Below are 18,252 nucleotides of genomic sequence, written 5' to 3'. Positions count from 1 at the left end.
GGCACGGGTGGGGAATGCGACGGGCGGCGGCAGGGTTGGTGTGGTGCATGACACCTGATTCCGGTCCAGAGGTCCTGCGCTACACCGCCTTCTCCGCCGACCCCGCGGGCGGGAACCCCGCGGGCGTCGTCCTGGACGCCGCCGGTCTCGACGAGGGGCGGATGCTCGCCCTCGCGGCGGAGCTGGGCTACAGCGAGTCGGCGTTCCTCACCGAGCGGCGGGGCGAGGGCGCGTACACGATCCGCTACTTCAGCCCGAAGGCAGAGGTCCCCTTCTGCGGTCACGCCACGGTCGCCACCGCGCTCGCCCTGGCCGAACGGGACGGGCCCGGCGAGCTGGTGTTCGCCACGGCCGCCGGGCCGGTGCCGGTCGGCGTCGTCCGGGAGGGCGGCGAGCTGCGCGCCACCCTGACGAGCGTGGTCCCGTACGTCCAGGAGATCGGCGCGGCGGATCTGACGGAGGCTCTGGCGGCCCTGGACTGGGCGGCCGCCGACCTGGACCCTGCCCTGCCGCCCCGGATCGCCTACGCCGGAGCCCGGCACCTGGTGCTGGCCGCGGCCACCCGCGAGCGGCTGGCGGACCTCGCCTACGACTTCGCGCGGCTCGAAGCGCTGATGCTCCGGCTCGACCTGACGACTCTGCAACTGGTCTGGCGCGAGGGGCCGGTGGTCTTCCACGTCCGGGACCCGTTCCCGGTGGGCGGGGTGGTCGAGGACCCGGCGACGGGCGCGGCGGCGGCCGCCTTCGGCGCGTACGCCCGCGCGGCGGGGCTGGTACCGGAGGCGGCTGTGCTGACCCTGTACCAGGGTGCGGACATGGGCCGCCCCGGCGTCCTCACCGTCGAGCTGCGCGCGGGGGACCCGCGGGTGCGGGTGAGCGGAACGGGCGCCCGGATCGGCTGACGCGGCGGCGGGGCCGGGCCCGCGCAGCCGGGCCGGCCGGCCGCCGACCGGGACGCCACCGGCCCGGCCCGTCGGGCCGGCAGGTCAGCAGGTGGCGACCCTGGCCGGGGAGACGCGGGCGGACCAGCGCTCGGTCTCCTCCGGATCGAGGGTGCGCTCCAGCAGGACGTCGCCGCGCATGCCCGGGAGGAAGCGGCTCGCGGGCCAGGTACGCCGGCAGGACGGTTCGTCCAGCACCAGCAGGCGTACGCCGTCGACGACGGGGACGTCGGCGGGGGCGCCCTCGTCGCGGATGCGGCCGCCGTCCGGGGCCGTCAGGTCGAAGGAGCCCACGGTCTCCACCTGCCCCGGGGTCTCCCGGCACACGGCCGCCTCCTGGGGCGAGGGAGCGTGGCCCTCGACATGGCCGCCGCCGACGAGCGTGTCGGCGAGGAGGGTGTGCAGCTGGAAGTTGTCCCCGATGCCGAAGAGGCGGAGCAGATAGCCGGTGCCGCTCGCCCGGTGGAAGGCGACCAGCGGTGCGTCGTCCAGCACGAGGAGGGCGTGCGCCAGATACGTGAACTCCGTGCCGGACGCCTCCTCCACTGCCCGCAGCCGCCGCAGCAGTTCGTCCCGGTCGCCGACCGCGGCGCGTACCGCCGGGTGGTTCAGCATCGCGACGGCGGCGGTCTCCCACTCCCGCAGCGTCCACCAGCCGAGGGCCGCCTCCCGCCCGGCCCGCTCCACGATCTCGGCGCCGGGCTCCTCGCCGTCCGGCCGGGGCAGCGCGCCGCCGCCGGTCGCGGCCCAGCCGCCGACGAACGCCACGGCCTGCTCCAGCGCCGTCCGCAGCCCGGCCAGCACGCCCGGCGCGCAGCGCTCGGCGTCCGCGCCGCGCTCGACGCAGGCCCCGACGAGGACGGCGACGACGGCGCGCGGGCCTGGCGGCGTCTGCTCCAGCACGGCGGCGAGCCGCGGCCCGCCGGCCAGCAGCTCAGCCTCCTTGGCCGGGCCGAAGGTCTCCTGGAGGCGGAGGAACGCCCGGCCGGTCCGCTTGGCGTCGCGGGCCACCACGGCGGCCTCGAAGTCCGCGACCGCACCCCCGAAACCGGCTCTACCGAATATCATTCCAGCACTGTAGCCACGAGCCGCCGGGCATCGCGAAGCCGGTCGGTTCCAGGGCCTTCCGCCGCCGCCGCGACCAGGGCCCCTCCCGCGTGCGCGGACCACCGCCACCGGCGCCGCACGGCCACCGCCGCGCCCCCTCGCCGCCACCGCGGCGGCCCCCGACCGGTTCCGCGTCCCGGCCCTCATCCGCAGCTGAACGCCAGGGGGCCGGCCGATGGCCGGGCGGCGACCGTCCCGGGAACAGTGAGGCGTTACGATCGCGGGCACCGCAGCACGGAACGGCGCATCGCGGAACATCGCCTCGCGGGCATCACCGCGGGGCGCCGCACCGCGTCTCACCGCGCCGCGTCCCACCGCTGAGCACCGCGCAGCCGCGTCGCCGCCGAACCAGGAGTACCGATCTTGCCCGCACCACGCATCGGCGTATCCATCGTGACCATGGGGGACCGCCCGCAGGCGGTCGAGGCGCTGCTGGCGTCGGTCGCCATGCAGGACGTCCGGCCCACCCGGGTGGTGGTCATCGGCAACGGGACCACGCTTCCCGACTTCACGGCGTTCCCCGGTCTGGGGGACCTCGCCGGCGGGGTGACCACCATCGAGCTGGCGGAGAACCTGGGCTGCCCGGGCGGCCGGAACGCCGGTCTGCGCAGGCTCGCCGAGATCGGTGACGTGGACGTCGTGATCGAGCTGGACGACGACGGGCTCCTGGTCGACAAGGACGTCTTCCGCCGGGTGCGGGACCACTTCGCAGCCGACGAGCGGCTGGGCATCGTCGGCTTCCGGATCGCCGACGAGCACGGCGAGACGCAGCGCCGGCACGTGCCCCGGCTGCGCGCGGGCGACCCGATGCGCGGCGGCCCGGTCACCGCCTTCCTCGGCGGCGGTCACGCCTTCTCCATGAGGATGCTGGCGGAGACGGGCCTGTGGCCCGCGGAGTTCTTCTTCACCCACGAGGAGACCGACCTCGCCTGGCGGGCGCTGGACGCGGGCTGGAAGGTGCTGTACGAGCCCGAGCTGCTGCTCCAGCACCCGAAGACGTCACCGGCCCGGCACGCGGTGTACTACCGGATGACGGCCCGCAACCGCGTCTGGCTGGCGCGCCGCAACCTGCCCCTCCCCCTGGTCCCCGCCTACCTCGGCACCTGGACCCTGCTCACGCTGGCCCGCACCCGCTCGGCGAAGGGGCTGCGCGCCTGGGCGGGGGGCTTCGCCGAGGGCGTGCGCACCCCGTGCGGTGAGCGGCGGCCGATGCACTGGTCCACGGTGTGGCGGATGACCCGGTTGGGCCGGCCGCCGGTCATCTGACCGGCCGGCCCGCCCGGGCGGGCCGCGCTACGGGGTCCACCGGTAGAGCACGTCCGGCTCCCCCTCCTCGTTGCGGCCGCCGTCGTCGAACGCGACGGCGGTGAACCCGTGCGCCTCGTAGAAGGCCCGGGCGGCGGCGTTGCGCTGAAACACGTAGAGGCTCAGCGGCCCGGCCGCGGCCCGGCGGGCCTCGGTCAGCAGCCGGCTCCCGATCCCGCGCCGCAAGGCGTCCGGCCGCAGGTAGAGGTGGTCGAGCTCGTCCCCGGCGAGCGCGGCGAACCCGAGCACTTCGCCGGCCGCCCCGTCCTCTTGCACCGCCTCTGCGACCCACACCGCGGTGATCAGAACACGGCACAAGTCCCTGGCGCAGGTGACTTCCGCCCGCGGACGCGGCCGGGCCCTGAGCGGCGACGCTCAGGGCCCGGGACGGAGCCTTCGAGTGCGGCGGACGGCCGTGGGCCGCGCCGTCCTGCCGTGCGGGCGGGACGCTACGGCTACTTCGCGCCCTTGGCCCGCGCCACCACGAAGAACGCGGGGACGTTCACTTCCTTGCCGTCCACGGACACCGTGCCCTGGTAGTCGCAGGGCGCGGTGGAGACGATCTCGAAGCCGACGGCCTCCAGCTCGCGCTGGAGCGTGCCCTCCTCGCGGGTCTCCGGCAGCGGGACCCGGTCGAAGACGAACCCGAACTTCTCCGCGGGGACGCCCTGGCTCTCCAACTGGCCGATTATGAACTCCCGGCTGGTGGGCGCGAGTTCGTAGAAGAACGCCCCGCCCGTCTCCCCTGCCAGGTGGGCCAGCGAGGTCACCGCGAGCTTCAGCTCGTCGGGCTTGAACGCGTGCAGGACCGTACGGACGTAGAGCCCCGCGTCACCGATGCGCTCGTGCAGCGCGGCGGCCTGCTCGGGGACGAGGAGGTCCAGCTGCTCGTACTTGACGCCGGGGGCGGAGTGGAACTTGCGGGCCCGCTCCACGGCCTGCGGGGCGACGTCCACGCCGAGCACCCGCTCGAAGCGCTGGCCGATCGCGGCCGTCTGCGCACCGTCGCCGCAGCCGACGTCGATGACCGGCTTAGACGGGTCGAGGACACTGCCGAACAGTTGCAGATGCGCGTGGGCGACATAGGTGGGGTCCACATCCCAGGGCGAGGCGCCGGCGGTCTGCGGAAGATCGGCCCAGAAACGGTCCCACATGGCCTCGAAGCGGCTCATATCTCATTCCTTCTCGTCAGGCAGCGGATGCGGTTCTTATTTCGGCCCATTGAGTCGGCTGCCGCCCGGCCCTGCGTCGAGAAAGTGATGGGTCAGCAGCCGTTCAGATCTTCACCAGCCGCGTTCTGTATGTAAAGAACTTCAGGGGATATTTGTCAGGTCCGCAGAACACGCCCGGACAGGCCCCGGCGCACGTCGAGTTCGCAAGAGGTCCCGCGCCGCCGAAAACGCAAGAAGGGAGCGCCGCGATCGCGGCGCTCCCCCCGGTCCGGCCAAAAACTATTCCACCAGCTTCCGCACGAGAGGCGTCAGCTCCCGGAAAGCCCTCCCCCGGTGGCTCATCGCGTTCTTCGTCGACAGCGGCAGTTGCGCGAACGTCGACGTCTCCCCTTCCGGCTGGAAGAGCGGGTCGTAGCCGAACCCGTCGGCGCCCGCGCGGGCCGTGCGCAGCGTGCCCCTGAGCTCGCCCTCGACGACGGTCTCCGTGCCGTCGGGCAGCGCCAGGGCCGCGGCGCAGACGAAGCGCGCGCCGCGGTGCGGGGCGTCGATGTCGGAGAGCTGGGCGAGGAGGAGGTCCAGGTTCGCCTCGTCGTCGCCGTGCCGGCCGGCCCAGCGGGCCGAGAAGATGCCCGGTGCGCCGCCGAGCACGTCGACGCAGAGCCCCGAGTCGTCGGCGATGGCGGGCAGCCCGGTGGCGGTCGCCAGGGCGTGCGCCTTGAGCAGGGCGTTCTCCGCGAACGTGACGCCGGTCTCTTTGACGTCGGGGATCTCGGGGTAGGCGTCGGCGCCGATCAGTCCGTGGGTGATGCCCGCGTCGGCGAGGATCGCCCGGAGTTCGGTGATTTTGCCAGCGTTTCGGGTGGCGAGAACTAAGCGAGTCATGATCCCATCATCGGCCATCCATCCGGCCGTCGGATGCGTTTTCGGGAAAGCGTTCGACGCGTCCGGGGGCACGTCGCGGGCCGGGCCGCGACGTGAGGGAACGGACGAGCGGGCGGCGGGCCGGCCCATTCGGCGCGTTACCTCGCCCCGTGCGCCTCGTTGTACGGGAAGGGTTTTTCCGTATACACGGCGGCGGGCCCGAGAAGCGGCGCGCCAACGAGAGAGCATGGGCGATGCATCACAGGTGGACGGCGGGCGTCATGGCCGCGGGTGTTCTGGCGACGACCATCGCCTGCACGGCCCCGGCCCAAAGCACGGGAAACGAGAAGGCGGAAATGACCTCAGCCGCCACAAAAGCACCGAGCGAAACGGTGACGCCGCTTTTCGAGCACCCTCTTCCTGATGTCGAGGGAAAGACGTTCACCTCGGTCGTCGTGCGATTCCCGCCCTCGGCGCGTGCGAAGCCCCATCGGCACGGCACTGCCTTCGTCTACGCCTATGTGCTCTCCGGAACGGTCCGCAGCCGGCTCGACGACGAACCGGTCCGCACCTACCGGCGGGGCGAGAGCTGGTTCGAGGCGCCGGGCGCCCACCACGTCCTCACCGAGAACGCCAGCGGGACCCGCCCGGCGGAACTGCTCGTCGTCTTCGTCTCCGACACCGGGGAGCCGCTCAAGACCGCAGGCTCGCCGCAGGCGCGTTCCGGCTGACCCCTGTCCTACGGGCCGGGGCCGGGACCCCCGGGGGGCGGCCGGTCGGCGGGGCGGCTCAGACCCTGAGCAGGGCCGGCAGGCGCTCCCGGTCGAAGCCCAGGACGATCTCGACGGCGGGCCTGTCGTCCTGGAGGTCCCGCCAGTCGACGGCGGTCACCCCGTGGGCGAGGGTGCCGGGGCCGTAGCCCACGTAGACGCGGTGTCTCTCGGCGTGCGTGACGATGCCGGGGTCCAGCGCCACGGCCATGGCGAGGGGGTCGGCACGGACGTAGGCGGCGCGCTTCGCGTAGAGGGGGTCGGTGGCGAACCGGTTCTCGTTGATCCGGCGCAGGGTGTCGGCGGGGGCGCCGGCCGAGGAGAAGAACCCGGCGAACTCCTCGGGGGTGAAAGCGTGGTCGAGCGTCGCCTCCCACGAGACGAGCGTCAGACGGGGGAAGGCCCCGAGGACCAGGTCCGCGGCCGCCGGGTCGGCGCCGAAGTTGAACTCGGAGTTGACCGTGAGGTTGCCCCGGCCGTGGATGGAGCCGCCCATCACGATCACCCGGCCCAGCAGCTCCGGCAGACGCGGCTCCAGCCGGGCGGCGAGCGCGACGTTGGTGAGGGGGCCGAGCGCCACGAGCGTGACCTCCCCGGGGCGGCGCCGGGCGGCCTCGACGAGGGCCAGGGCCGCGGGCGTCGCACGCTCGGGCACGTCGGGGACGTCCCAGCGGGGGAGTTCGCCGAGACCGTCCGAACCGTGGATGTCGGCGGCGTACGCGTACGGACCGGCGATCGGCCCGGCCGCGCCCCGGTACACCGGGATCTCGGCCGCGGCCCCGCCGTAGGCCCCCAGCAGCCAGCGGGTGTTGGCGGTCACCGTGTCGATGTCGACGTTCCCGGCCACCGTGCACACGGCGGCGATCGGGTACGTGGGACGGTCGGCGGACGGCACGCAGGCCATGGCCAGTGCGTGCGCGTCGTCGAGTCCCGGGTCGGTGTCGACTACCAGAACGGTCAAGGCGGTCCCCCAGGTGGACGAGGTGGCAGAACGGGCGGCGGCAGGCAGGTGGTGCGGTGGGCGTCGTGTACGGCCGTCGGGCCGCCCGGTCCGGCGCTGGGCCGCCCGACGGAGGCCGTACGGGAGGAGCAGCGGCGTCGCGTCACGTTCAGGACGGCGGGCCGAACCGGACCAGGCGGCCGTCGAGGCGCCGGTAGCGCAGCATCGGCAGCTCCGGTTCGCGCTCCACGCGCTCCACGGAGAAGCGGACGCCGAGGCGCGTCAACGTGTCGAGCAGGACGCCGACGACGGCCTGGGCGAGCGGCGCGCCGGGGCAGTAGTGCTCCCCCGCGCCGAAGCTCAGGGAGCGCGGGTTCTCCTCGCGGTGCCGGATCTCCAGCGGCCCCGGGTAGTGGTGGGCGTCGAGGTTGGCCGTGCCCAGGCACAGGTTGACCCGGTCTCCGGCGTCGAGGCGGTACGGCCCGACGGTCACCGGGCGGCGCGCGTACCGGCTGGCGAAGCGGAAGGGGGTCGCGAGGCGGAGCACCTCCTCCCGCAGGGCCCGCCGGGGCAGCTCCGTGAGCGCCTCGGCGGTGACCTTCTCGGCCGCGACGCACAGGGTGGTGACGAGCGGGTCGTAGGCGCCGGTGACGATCTGGGTGAGCAGGGCCGTCGCGGACTTCGGCCCGTAGGCCTCGTCGTTCCACAGGTCGGCCAGTCCGGCGACGAACGCAGAGGGCGGGTCGGCCAGGGCGTCGCCCAGCCAGTCGCGCAGGGCGTCGACCGCTGCGAGGGCGGCGTCGATCCGCTCCATGTCGATCCGGGGAGTGGCCAGTTCGTCCATGACCGCGCCGCCGAGATCGATCAGGAGCGCAGTGTCGGCGGCGCCGGTGACCGCCGCGATGGCGTCGTGGGCGAGCGGGCGGGCGATGCGGTCCATCCAGTCGAAGGGCCCCTCTCCCGCCTCGCATATGCGGCTGTCGATCAGCTTTTCGCAGGACGCGACCAATTCCGGCGTGTCGACGTCGCGCAGCAGTCGGATCGCGATGTGCCGGACGTGCTTGTGATAATCGGCGTCGGAGAAGACGGGCCAGCGCGCGAAGAAGTCTTTCAGCTTCGTCCGCCGCTCCTTTTCCTCCTCGGACAGGGAGGCGAGCCTGCGGTCCGACGACCGCTCGGACCAGAAATTCTTGTCGGTAAGAATATCCTTGACGTCGTCGGCACGGAATGCGTAGAGAGTCTGGCTGTCGGGGTCCCGTTGATAGGGGCAGCCGTTCTCCACGGCTTCATAAAGCGTGACCGCCGGGTCCGTGGACCCGAAGTCTCCGTAGAGGTCAACCACCGGATTCCTCCGCGTGTGCGGCGGCCGGCTCCTTCTTGGGGACGCCTGCCTTCGACCTCGTCCGGTTGGAGACGTGGAACATCATCGCGGTGCGGTCCCACTCGGGATTCTCGTCCGCCATGTCGATGATGCGCTTGAGGACGTCCTGCTCGTCCAGGATCGCGCCCACCGCTTCGGCCACGGTGATCCGCTTCCGGGGCCGGGACAGGACCTCGACCGGGTCCCCCGGGGAGATCCTTCCCTCCTCGACGACGCGCAGGTAGGCACCGGGGCGGCGCTCCCCGTTGAAGCGCTTGGCCCAGCCCTTCTCCCCCATCCAGGCGCCGAACGTGCCGCAGGCCATGCGGGGCGCCATCACTTCGAGCACCACCGCGCCCATGCGCCACCGCTCGCCGAGGACGGCGCCGCTCACATCGAAGTCCTCGATGTCCACGTTCTCGCCGAAGGAGCCGTTCCGCAGCGGCCTTCCCAGCTCGTTCGCCCACCAGGCGAGATCGGCGGTGGAGTAGGCGTACACCGCTTGCAGCAGCCCGCCGTGGAAATCCGCCGCCTGCTCGTCCCCTTCGAGCCCGAGTTTCCCGACGGCCACACTGCCGGTAATCGGGAGTTTCTCGATCGCTGACACTCCGCGGCGCGTGGCCCACACCGCATCGACACATGGTCCCGTGTTGATTGACACGATTTTCGCCATGCTTCGGACGCTAACCCCACGCACATCATCGGTCCATGGAGCATCACGAAATTTGTCACGTCGCGAAGAACTCTGCCGTATAAATCCGGCGCCGGCCTGGCCGGAAAAGGATGATCCGAAACCGGCCGCAGGGAAGTCGCTCCCCGCAAGGGCGGCGCGCTCTTGATCTCTCCCACCGCGCTGATGGATGATCTCGGCGGCGGGCGGCCGGAAAACGCAGGGCACGGCCGCGGATCGCGGGGAGAAACGGCCGTCGGCCGGTGCGCCTCCTCATCCGACGAGAGGAAACAGATGACACTCCCACCGCAGACGCCCGCTCAGGCGTCGGAACTGCTCGATCCGGCACAGCAGCCGCAGGACATCCCGGAACGGCTGGCACGGCAGATCGGGTTCATCGCGGAGGTCGACCGTCTCAAGACGGTGCTGCGGCTGAGCCCGCTGCTGGCCGCCGACCGCCGGGAGAACGACGCCGAGCACTCGTGGCACCTGGCGCTGATGGTTCTGGTCCTGGCGGAGTACGCCAACGAACCGGTCGATGTGGAGAGGACGCTGAAGCTCGTCCTGGTCCACGACCTGGTGGAGATTCACGCGGGCGACACCTGCCTGTTCGACGACGTCGGCAAGAGCGACCAGGCGGAGCGCGAACAGGCCGCGGCGGACCGGCTGTTCGCGCTGCTGACGAAGGACCAGGAGGAGGAGTTCCGCGCCCTGTGGGACGAGTTCGAGGCCCGGCGGACACCGGAGGCCCGGTTCGCCAAGGCCATGGACCGGCTCCAGCCCCTGATCCTGAACTTCGGCAACCAGGGCGGCACCTGGCGCACTCCCGGGGTCACGGAGAAGGTCGTACGGGAGCGCACCTCGGTGATCGGCGAGGGCTCCCGCGAGCTGTGGAGCTACACGGAGAAGATGCTCGCGCTCGGCGCCGAGCGCGGCTGGATAGCGCGGGACTGACCGGGCCGGCCCGCGGGGCCGCCGCCGGGCCTCCCGGCGGCGGCCCCGCGCCCGGCTCAGGCCGTGCCGGAGAGGCGCAGCCGGGTCCGGGAGGGCGCGGACTCGGGGAGTTCGCCGACCACGTCGGCCAGCGTCACACCGGAGAGTGTGCCCTGCCACGCCCGGTGGGCGTCCGCCATCTTCTCGGCGAGGACGCAGGTGCGGCGGCACTCCTCGGCGGGCAGGGCCCCCTTGCCCTGCTGGCGGATCTCCCGGCACTCGTACGGCGGGGAGGTCCCGTCAACCGCCTCGACGATCTGGAGCAGGGTGATCTCCGCAGGGTCGCGGGCGAGCCTGAAGCCGCCCCGCGGGCCGGTGGCGGCCAGCAGCACCCCCGCTTTGACCAGCGATTTCAGCTGCTTCGCGAGATACGGGGCGGGGAGGTCGTAGTACTGGGCGAGCTGTGCCGTCGATGCCGCGTCGCCCGCGTCGAGCTGAGCCAGCGTCGTGGCGCAGTGCAACATCCATTCGGTACTCCCAGGCAGCTTCACCCCTCGATTGTATCGCAGACATCATGGACCTACTTAGTCCGTGATAGCGTCGGCGTGCCCGCTAGAGAAGGAGAGACCATCATGCGGATCGCCATCGCCGGTGCGACGGGGAACATCGGATCGCTGACCCTGGCCGCCCTGGAGCGCAACGGTCACCAGGTCGTGCGCATCAGCCGTTCCCACAACGTGGACCTGCTCACCGGCCAGGGGCTCGACGAGGCGCTGGCCGGCGTCGACGCGGTCATCGACGTCACCAACTGCACGGCCCCCGACCTCGAGGAGAACGTGCGCTACTTCGGGACCTCCACGCGCAACCTCCTGGAGGCGGAGAAGCGCAACGGCGTACGCCACCACGTGCTGCTCTCCATCGCCGGGGTCGGCCGGGTCGAGGGCAACGCCCACTACGCGGGCAAGCGGGAGCAGGAGCGCGTCGTCTCCGAGGGCGCCGTGCCGTGGACGATCGTCCCGGCCACCCAGTTCCACGACTTCGCCGCCATGGTGACCAGCTGGACGGAGCAGGACGGCGTCGCCCCCGTCGCCCCGCTGCTGGTGCAGCCCATCGCGCCCTCGGACGTGGCGGACATCCTCGCCGAGATCGCGGTGGGCGAGCCCCAGGAGCGCTACACCGACATCGCCGGCCCCGACCCGCAGGACCTGGTGGACATGGCCCGCCGCACCAACGAGGCCCGCGGCCGCAAGGTGAAGCTCGTCCCGTCCTGGTCCGCCGTGTTCAGCCCGGAGATGGCCGGCAACGTGATGCTGCCGGGCGAGGGCGCCCGCATCGCGCCGACCAGCTTCGAGGACTGGCTCGCGACGCAGCGGTAGCCTGCGCGCGCGTTCGGCAGGCGCCCGTGCCCGTGTCCACGACGGGCACGGGCGCCGTCCGCACCGGGGTGCGCGAACCGCGCCCCGGCGCTCAGGAGGACGGCCGCAGCCCCGCGTAGGGGGGGTGCCCGGCCCTCCGGTTCAGCACCGTCACCGCGTGCGCCACGGAGGCCAGGGTGACGTGGTGGTGCCACCCCCGGAACGACCTCCCGACGAAGTCGCGCAGCCCGACCTCCTCCCCGGCCCCGGCCGTCTCCCGGCCGACCTCGTCGGCCAGCCGGACCAGCTCCAGGAGGCCCGCCACCGGCGCACGGGCCATGTTGGTGAGCCACAGCTCCGGCGGCCCCTTGGCGTCGCGCCACTCCCCCAGCAGCAGCAGCCGCCCTCGGCCCGCCATGTTCGGCAGGCTCACGGGCACGGCGGCCGCCAGCGAGCTCCTGATCCGCCGGGGCTCCCCGGGGTCGGGCCGGTGCACCGGCCGGCCGAGGTCGCGGACGGATTCGAGTATCTCGGCCGCGGGCAGCGGCCCCTGCCCGAAGCCGGGCGCCGTACGGTCGGCGACCATGAGCCGGCAGGAGGCGATGGTGCGTGCGGTGACGGGCACCGACGCGACGTCGAACCGGGTCATGGTGGCGCGGGTCGCCCCGCCCGGGATGTCCAGCACCACCGGCCGGTGGCGGGACTGCCCGCTGCACGGGGTGCTGAAGGCCGCGGCCACCGCGCAGTCCTGGAGCGTCTCCTCCTCGCCCCCGCGGGGCCGCTCGACGGCCGTGTCCCCGTCCTCGATCGTGTCCGGCCCCCGCCGGGCCGGCAGGAAAAGCCGCCAGTTGACCGGGACGGCCAGCTCCGGGGAGACCGACCAGACGCCGAACGCCCGCTGGCCGCGGAACGTCTGGCCGAGCAGCGGATCGAAGATCTCGTCCACGCCCACCGAGTGTGTGCCGGTCTTGGGGATGGACATCGGCTGCACCACCCAGGCCCGGGGCGGGGCGATGGCCTGCACGTGGGCGGCGAGCGCGGCGCGCACCGGCTGCCAGTCCCACGTCGAGTTGGCGATGAAGTGGTGCAGGCCCTGCACCGTCGCCGGTTCGCCGAGCGCCGCCGCGATGTTCCGCATGGATTTGCGGCCCTCGGTGACCAGCAGGCCGTAGACGTACTGCTTGGCGCGCTCGCGCTGGTCCTTGCGGCGGAGTGAGGAGAACAGGGCCGCGCACAGCTCCTCCACCACTTCGCTCCTCCCGTCGGTGCGGGAGAAGCCGACGGGTTGCTCCGCCCAGGGATGCGGGGCGACGGACGCCGCGCGCATCACTGGTTCCGTTTCCGTCGGGTACTCGGGCGGCGCCGGGCCGTGGGGAGTTCCGTCGGCGGGAATCCTTCGAGCGGGCTTGCGGACGGTTCCATCAGAGGCCTCTCTGCTCGTGCGGGTGGATACCCGAGGCCGGGCCGGGGGCCGTGCGGCCCCCGGCCCGGTGTGCGCCCGGTACGGGAATCGGGTGGGTCCTATACGGGGATCGACTGCGAGAAGGTGAAGAAGCCGTGCGGGTCGTACTGCCGCTTGACCGAGCTCAGCCGGGGCAGGTTGGAGCCGTAGTAGGCGTTGGCCCAGTCGGGCAGCTCGGTGTCCGGGAAGTTGACGTAGGAACGGCCGTTGGAGTGCGGGTCGATGGCGTCGAAGAGCCCGTTCAGCCAGCTCTGGGCCGCCGCCTTCTCCTCGGCCGGCGGGGTCGAGGAGCGGAGGTTGACGGTGAGCGTCCCGCTGTACAGGGCGTCGCGGTGCACCCAGGCGGTGGAGTCGACCGAGGGTATGTTCGCGTTCTGACCGAGGCCGAGCAGGCTGACGACCCGCCCCTGGCCGGCGCGCCGGTCCGCGTCGAACGCCGTCAGGAACGCGTCCACCCCGCTCTGCGGCAGGACCCGGTCGAACATGCGGCCGCGGTTCTTCACCCAGGCCGTCCGTGGCAGCGTCGCCTCCGGGCTGCTCCCCGTGGTGTGGCAGGCGTCGACCGTCTTGTCCTCGCAGCCGAAGACCCTCATCATCGCCTGGTCGTACGACAGCTCCTGCACCACACGGGTGTCCGGCGCGACGCCCACCAGCGAGGTGAGCGCGGCCAGTTCGGACTCCAGCTCGGCCATCGTGCCGAAGTGGACGCCCGAGACGATGACGGCGGGCTGGGCGCCCGGACTGGCGTCGGGGAGCGTGATGATGCCGCCGCAGGCGAGGTCGGCGGAGGCCTCGGTCGACCACTGGAGGTAGCCGGGAACGGCCCGCTGGGCGTCCTTCCAGGACCACTTCAGGGTGTAGTGGCCGACCCGGGCGATCCGGGTGGGGGCCATGCGGAACTCGGTGACCACGCCGAAGTTCCCGCCGCCGCCGCCGCGCAGCGCCCAGAACAGGTCGGGGTGGCTGTCCTTGGAGGCGGTGACGATCCGGCCGTCGGCCAGCACCACGCGGGCGGACACCAGACGGTCGGAGGCCGGACCGTACTTGCGGAACTGCCAGCCCGTTCCGCCGCCGGTGATGAAGCCGCCCGGGCTGACCGTGGCGCAGAACCCGGCGGGGACGGTGACCCCGTACGGGGCCAGCTTCGGCAGCACGTCCACGGACAGCGCGCCGGAGCCGAGGGCGACCAGGCCGTGCCGGGCCCGGACATGGTTGATCCGGGTGAGGTTGATGACCAGGCCCTCGGACGTCGACCAGCCGGCGTAGTTGTGACCACCGCTGCGCACGGCGGTGTGGATGCCGTAGTACTGGGCGAAGAGCATGGCGGCGCGTACGTCGTACTCGTTCTCGGCGTAGACGACGGCCTGCGGCCGGATGTGGTCGAACTGGGCGTTGGTCAGCTGCCGGGCCCGGTCGTAGCCCGCGTCGTCGGGGAGGACCAGGTCGCCGGTGAGCATGGAGCTCAGGCTGTCCCACCGAATGCTGCGGGTCCGGTGTCCGCGGCGGCCCGTGAAGGCGTCGGCGGAGCCGGCCGTGGCGAGCCCCCCGGCGACGGCGGTGACTCCCGCACCGGCGGCGAGCAGAGTCCTGCGATTGATCATGCTGGGCTTCCTTTACGAGTGGTGTACAGCTGTCATTGCGGCGGATGGTCCGGAAAGCTGCGGCAGGCCCTCGGCGGTCTCGCGCAGGAGCCGCTGCCAGCGCGCGGCGTGGCGGGCCGGTGCGGCGGGCCGATCGAAACCGGTCCACTCCGTCACCGGCCGGATGCCGTGCAGGGCGTTGACCAGCCAGACCTCCCGGTCCGGGAGGTGCTCCGGCCGGGCTGCGCCGCGGCGCACCGGGACGCCGGTCTGCTGGGCGATGCGCTCGATCAGGGTGCTGGTGACACCGGGCAGCAGGTGCTTGTCGGCGTCCGGCCTCACCAGGGCGTCCCCCTCCCACCACAGCAGGCTGGCCGTGGCCGACTCCGTGACGAAGCCGTCCGGGGTGGTGAACAGGGCGTCGTCCGCGCCGGCCTCCCGCGCACGCGCCCGTACGCCGGCGAGGAGCTCCAGGTCCGGGCCCTTGCGGTGCGGCGTCCCCCGCGGGTCGGGGTGCGGCCAGAGCAGGACGCGGATCGTGGCCGTCCGCTCCGGGGCCGGTCTGACCCACAGGGCGAGCCCCTCGTCGCGGCGCAGCTCGACGCGGGGGAACCAGGCTCCCTCGCGCGGGAGTTCGCCGACCAGGTCCTGCCAGAAGGCCTCCAGCGCGTGGGCGGGCAGCCCCTGGTCGCGGCATCCGTCGAAGAACCTCGCCCGGTGCAGGTCGAGGCCCCGGACCGTCCCCTCCTCGACCAGCCAGGAGTCGACCAGGACGAGCTCCCCGACGGCGGGCGGAGCGGCGAATCCGCGGTCGGGGCGCCAGACGAGCCACTGTTCGGCGGAGGCGGGGGGCATGGAGTTCAGTACCTCCCCTTGGTGTTGGTCGCCGCCCCGTGCCGGGGGCCGTACGGCGCGCGCTCCAGCCACTCCCCGCAGGACGGGACGACCGGCGAGATCGCCGCTCCGACGGACTGCTTGAAGCGGGTGATCCGGCTGCGGGGGCGCAGGTGGGCCAGGGCGGTCCGGGCGGCGTCGTTGTTGAAGACGGCCGCCTCCTTGCGCTCCGCGGCGAACTCGCCTATCGCCTCACGGCGCCCCGCGGGGTCCTTGCGGGCCTTGGCGATGGCGTCGGCGGCGGCGGCGGAGTCGGCGATCCCGCTGTTCATCCCCCGGGCGCCGAACGGCGGGAACAGGTGGGAGGCCTCCCCCACCAGCAGGACGCGGTGCGCCGGGTCGGTGAAGGTCTCGGCGACGACGTGCAGGAAGTGGTAGCGGGAGACCCACAGCAGCCGCTTCGCGTACTTCTCTCCGACCACCTCTGCCACCCACCGGGCGGCCTGCGCCTCGTCGGCCCAGTCCTCCGGCCGGTCGTCGTCCTTGCACTGGAGGTCCAGCTGGAAGCCGCCGGCGAACGGCACCCGCATCACGCTCCGGCCGCCGAGGCCGGGGTGCTCGTAGACGAACACCCGCTCCAGGGGCAGCGGATCGGCGGGGTCCTCCTCGACGTCGACCACCACGTGGAAGGCCTCGGAGCGCTCGCCCTGCATGGTGATGTCCTGGGAGCGGCGCACCCGGGAGCGCGCGCCGTCCGCGCCGATCACGTAGTCCGAGACGTGGACGGCGCCGTCCTCCGTGTGGACGCGGACGCCGTCCTGCGAGGACTCCACCTCGCTCACCGCGGCGCCCCAGCGGATGTCCACCTCCGCCTCGACGCACGCGGCCAGCAGGTGCCGCTCGGTCTCCACCTGCCGCAGGCTGGTGAACGGGGGGTTGCCCGCCGTCTGCTGGGCGCCGGCCGGGTAGGTGCGCGCGAACACCTCCTTGTCGCGGTAGACGGTGCGCCGGGTGGGCCAGATGACGCCGTTGTCGACCAGGGTCCGGTCGAGCCCGGGGCGGATGTGGCCGAGCACGTTCAGCGACTCGCGGTGGACGAAGAGGGCGCGGCTGCCGGGGCGGACGCGGTCCTTCGGCTCGGCCTCCAGGAGGGTGACCGGCAGGCCGTGACTCCTCAGGGCGAGAGCGGCGGTGAGCCCGACCGGGCCGGCTCCGACCACCAGGACCGGAGGCTGTTGTGACTGACGGGGATCGTGGGGCATTGCGTGGTCTCCTGGATCGTCGCTGGGGGGCGGAGCGTCAGTCGGCCGTACCCAGCACCGGCACGGTGTTCTCGCGGAGCATCCGGGTGATCTCCACGCGGCGCACCTTCCACGTCGACGTCCGCGGCACTTCGTTGAACGGCCAGTGCAGCGGCTCGGCGAGGGTCGGCAGGTCGGCGGTGGCGCGCGCCCAGCGCTCCGGGTCGAGGGGGGCGTCGCGGCGGGTGCAGACCACGGGGACGGGTTCGCCGTCGGGGCCGGGCGCGATGATCACTTCGAGGAGCTCGTCCAGCCGCGACAGCAGGCGGTCCTCCAGTTCGAGGTTGCTGTCGATGGCGTCGATCTGGTCGATCTCGCGGTCGATCAGGTGGAGCTTGCCGAACCGGCCGAGGTAGCCCATGTCGCCCAGCCGCCACCAGTCGCCGTCGGCGATGTTCTTGAGGTAGCGCTCGTGCTCGCCCAGGTAGGTCATGATGCGTCCGCGGCCCCGCAGTTCGAGGTGGCCGGCCTTGTTCCTGGGCAGCGGACGGCCGTTGTCGTCGACGACGCGCAGCTTGATGAAGCCGGGCAGGACGTAGCCGACGTCGCGGCCGTCGTTCTTGGCGGCGCTCTTCTCGGTGTACCAGGCCCCGGAGATCGGCCCGGTCTCGCTCTGCCCGTAGAGCTGGATCATCAGCGGACGCGGGCGTTCGGAGGCGGCCAGCAGGCGCTGGATGGTCCGGGGGTGGATGGCGTCGAAGGTGCTGCTGTAGTAGCGGACGCTGGCCAGCGGCGCGCCGGGGGCGGTGGCCAGGTCCTCCCACTGGATGAAGTTGTTGGGGTGCGTCTCGACCAGGCCCGGGCGGTGCCGTACGAAGATCGGGGCGATCTTGTCGGGGTCCGGGTCGCTCAGGATCACGAGCGGGTTGCCGTAGTTGAGGAACACGCCGAGCGAGTGGAAGAACCGGGAGTGCACGAAGGACATGCACAGCGCCACGGTCTCCGTCCTGCGTATGGGCCAGGCGATGACCTGCTGCGGGAGCAGGCGGTGGAAGAGCGCGCGGGCGTTGTGGACCATCAGCTTGGAGACGCCGGTGGTGCCGGAGGTGTGCGTGATGAGCGCCGGCTGCGAGGAGTGCATCCGCACGGCGGGGCGGCGGGGGAGCCCGTCCATCTCCGCGATCGTGGGCAGCCCCCCGTACGCCCCGGTTCCGGCCAGGAACGTCCCGCGGGTGAGCTCCTGGACCGGGGTGCCGTCCAGCGGGCCGGTCAGCTTGGCCGCGTCGGTGATCAGCCACGGCTTGTCCAGCCGGGCCAGCAGCTGGCCCACGATGTCGCCGGTCAGCGCCGAGGAGGTCATGACCGGCACCGCGCCGATGCGGGCGACGGCGCAGGCCAGCAGGGCGATGTCGAAGTTGTCGCTCTTGTACACCGCGACGCGTTCGGTGGGCCGGATGCCCAGCTCCCACAGCCGCGAGGCCAGATCGTCGACCACGTCCGCCAGCATGGTGTAGGTGAACTCCGTTCCCCGTCCGGGGAAGGTGGCGAGCGGCTGGTCGAGGGTGACCGGGGCGTTGGGGAACTTCTCCGCGGCCCTGTCCCACAGCAGACCCAGGTAGAAAGCCTGCTCCGGCAGCGGGTTGGTGAGCTTCGGGAGCCTGAGGAGATTGGTGAGCATGACACGGCTGCTTTCTCGACGAAGGGGCCAAAAGGGCGGGGGC

17 protein-coding genes and 1 pseudogene are annotated in these 18,252 nt (G+C 72.6%); 5 read left to right on the top strand and 13 right to left on the bottom strand.

Translation table 11 applies throughout. The annotated features are described in order from the left end of the window. Positions 1 to 47: 47 nt before the first annotated feature. Positions 48 to 902 carry a PhzF family phenazine biosynthesis protein gene (locus V9U70_RS23350; protein WP_336678213.1) on the top strand — a complete coding sequence of 285 codons (855 nt, stop codon included), beginning with the start codon at positions 48 to 50 and terminating at the stop codon, positions 900 to 902. 84 nt (positions 903 to 986) lie between these two features. Here the strand turns inward: V9U70_RS23350 and V9U70_RS23345 are convergent, their stop codons facing one another. Further along, positions 987 to 2,009 carry a hypothetical protein gene (locus V9U70_RS23345; protein WP_336678212.1) on the bottom strand — a complete coding sequence of 341 codons (1,023 nt, stop codon included), beginning with the start codon at positions 2,007 to 2,009 and terminating at the stop codon, positions 987 to 989. 402 nt (positions 2,010 to 2,411) lie between these two features. Here V9U70_RS23345 and V9U70_RS23340 point away from each other — a divergent pair, with 402 nt between their 5' ends. Further along, entirely contained in the window at positions 2,412 to 3,314 is a 903-nt protein-coding gene (locus V9U70_RS23340; RefSeq protein WP_336678211.1) for a glycosyltransferase family 2 protein, read from the top strand. Positions 3,315 to 3,341: 27 nt separating this feature from the next. Here the strand turns inward: V9U70_RS23340 and V9U70_RS23335 are convergent. The 3 genes and pseudogenes from V9U70_RS23335 to rdgB form a co-directional block, all read right to left on the bottom strand. Next, positions 3,342 to 3,653 (bottom strand): annotated as a pseudogene (locus tag V9U70_RS23335) (GNAT family N-acetyltransferase); the annotation flags it as partial. 155 nt (positions 3,654 to 3,808) lie between these two features. Beyond that, complete coding sequence (locus V9U70_RS23330; RefSeq protein ID WP_336678210.1) at positions 3,809 to 4,525, bottom strand: class I SAM-dependent methyltransferase; 717 nt, start codon at positions 4,523 to 4,525, stop codon at positions 3,809 to 3,811. A 279-nt stretch (positions 4,526 to 4,804) separates the two neighbouring features. Then, positions 4,805 to 5,407, bottom strand: a complete 603-nt coding sequence (rdgB, locus tag V9U70_RS23325; RefSeq protein ID WP_336678208.1) for an RdgB/HAM1 family non-canonical purine NTP pyrophosphatase — start codon at positions 5,405 to 5,407, stop codon at positions 4,805 to 4,807. A 335-nt stretch (positions 5,408 to 5,742) separates the two neighbouring features. On the opposite strand from rdgB, the gene V9U70_RS23320 reads away from it, so the two are divergent. Next, positions 5,743 to 6,117, top strand: coding sequence for a cupin domain-containing protein (locus tag V9U70_RS23320; RefSeq protein ID WP_336678207.1), 375 nt, complete (start codon positions 5,743 to 5,745; stop codon positions 6,115 to 6,117). 58 nt (positions 6,118 to 6,175) lie between these two features. Here V9U70_RS23320 and V9U70_RS23315 read toward each other — a convergent pair whose 3' ends face one another. The 3 genes from V9U70_RS23315 to V9U70_RS23305 form a co-directional block, all read right to left on the bottom strand. Then, entirely contained in the window at positions 6,176 to 7,117 is a 942-nt protein-coding gene (locus tag V9U70_RS23315; RefSeq protein WP_336678205.1) for a nucleoside hydrolase, read from the bottom strand. A 148-nt stretch (positions 7,118 to 7,265) separates the two neighbouring features. After that, a complete protein-coding gene (locus V9U70_RS23310) occupies positions 7,266 to 8,438 on the bottom strand; it encodes a cytochrome P450 (RefSeq protein ID WP_336678203.1) in 1,173 nt (390 codons plus the stop codon). Continuing rightward, positions 8,431 to 9,027, bottom strand: coding sequence for an MOSC domain-containing protein (locus V9U70_RS23305; protein WP_336678201.1), 597 nt, complete (start codon positions 9,025 to 9,027; stop codon positions 8,431 to 8,433). Before V9U70_RS23305 ends, V9U70_RS23310 begins: the two co-directional genes overlap by 8 nt. 393 nt (positions 9,028 to 9,420) lie before the next feature. On the opposite strand from V9U70_RS23305, the gene V9U70_RS23300 reads away from it, so the two are divergent. After that, complete coding sequence (locus tag V9U70_RS23300; protein WP_336678199.1) at positions 9,421 to 10,080, top strand: HD domain-containing protein; 660 nt, start codon at positions 9,421 to 9,423, stop codon at positions 10,078 to 10,080. Between the two features lie 56 nt (positions 10,081 to 10,136). Here V9U70_RS23300 and V9U70_RS23295 read toward each other — a convergent pair whose 3' ends face one another. After that, positions 10,137 to 10,610, bottom strand: coding sequence for an RrF2 family transcriptional regulator (locus tag V9U70_RS23295; protein WP_336678197.1), 474 nt, complete (start codon positions 10,608 to 10,610; stop codon positions 10,137 to 10,139). Between the two features lie 81 nt (positions 10,611 to 10,691). Here V9U70_RS23295 and V9U70_RS23290 point away from each other — a divergent pair, with 81 nt between their 5' ends. Then, positions 10,692 to 11,435, top strand: a complete 744-nt coding sequence (locus V9U70_RS23290) for an SDR family oxidoreductase (protein ID WP_336678195.1) — start codon at positions 10,692 to 10,694, stop codon at positions 11,433 to 11,435. A 91-nt stretch (positions 11,436 to 11,526) separates the two neighbouring features. Here V9U70_RS23290 and V9U70_RS23285 read toward each other — a convergent pair whose 3' ends face one another. The 5 genes from V9U70_RS23285 to V9U70_RS23265 form a co-directional block, all read right to left on the bottom strand. Continuing rightward, positions 11,527 to 12,741, bottom strand: coding sequence for an IS701 family transposase (locus V9U70_RS23285; protein WP_336678193.1), 1,215 nt, complete (start codon positions 12,739 to 12,741; stop codon positions 11,527 to 11,529). A gap of 194 nt (positions 12,742 to 12,935) precedes the next feature. Then, a complete protein-coding gene (locus V9U70_RS23280) occupies positions 12,936 to 14,477 on the bottom strand; it encodes an FAD-binding oxidoreductase (protein WP_336678191.1) in 1,542 nt (513 codons plus the stop codon). A gap of 12 nt (positions 14,478 to 14,489) precedes the next feature. Beyond that, positions 14,490 to 15,311 carry an aminotransferase class IV gene (locus tag V9U70_RS23275; RefSeq protein WP_336678189.1) on the bottom strand — a complete coding sequence of 274 codons (822 nt, stop codon included), beginning with the start codon at positions 15,309 to 15,311 and terminating at the stop codon, positions 14,490 to 14,492. 5 nt (positions 15,312 to 15,316) lie between these two features. Continuing rightward, positions 15,317 to 16,552: an FAD-dependent monooxygenase gene (locus tag V9U70_RS23270; RefSeq protein ID WP_336678187.1), complete on the bottom strand. Its 1,236-nt coding sequence runs from the start codon at positions 16,550 to 16,552 to the stop codon at positions 15,317 to 15,319. 37 nt (positions 16,553 to 16,589) lie between these two features. After that, entirely contained in the window at positions 16,590 to 18,209 is a 1,620-nt protein-coding gene (locus tag V9U70_RS23265; RefSeq protein WP_336678185.1) for a class I adenylate-forming enzyme family protein, read from the bottom strand. Positions 18,210 to 18,252 lie beyond the last annotated feature (43 nt).

Origin of the sequence: Streptomyces pratensis (assembly GCF_037137275.1) — a bacterium.
GTDB lineage: Bacteria > Actinomycetota > Actinomycetes > Streptomycetales > Streptomycetaceae > Streptomyces > Streptomyces pratensis_B.
The sequence above is the reverse complement of the archived record's forward strand: the minus strand, read 5'-3'. Positions and strand labels throughout refer to the sequence as shown.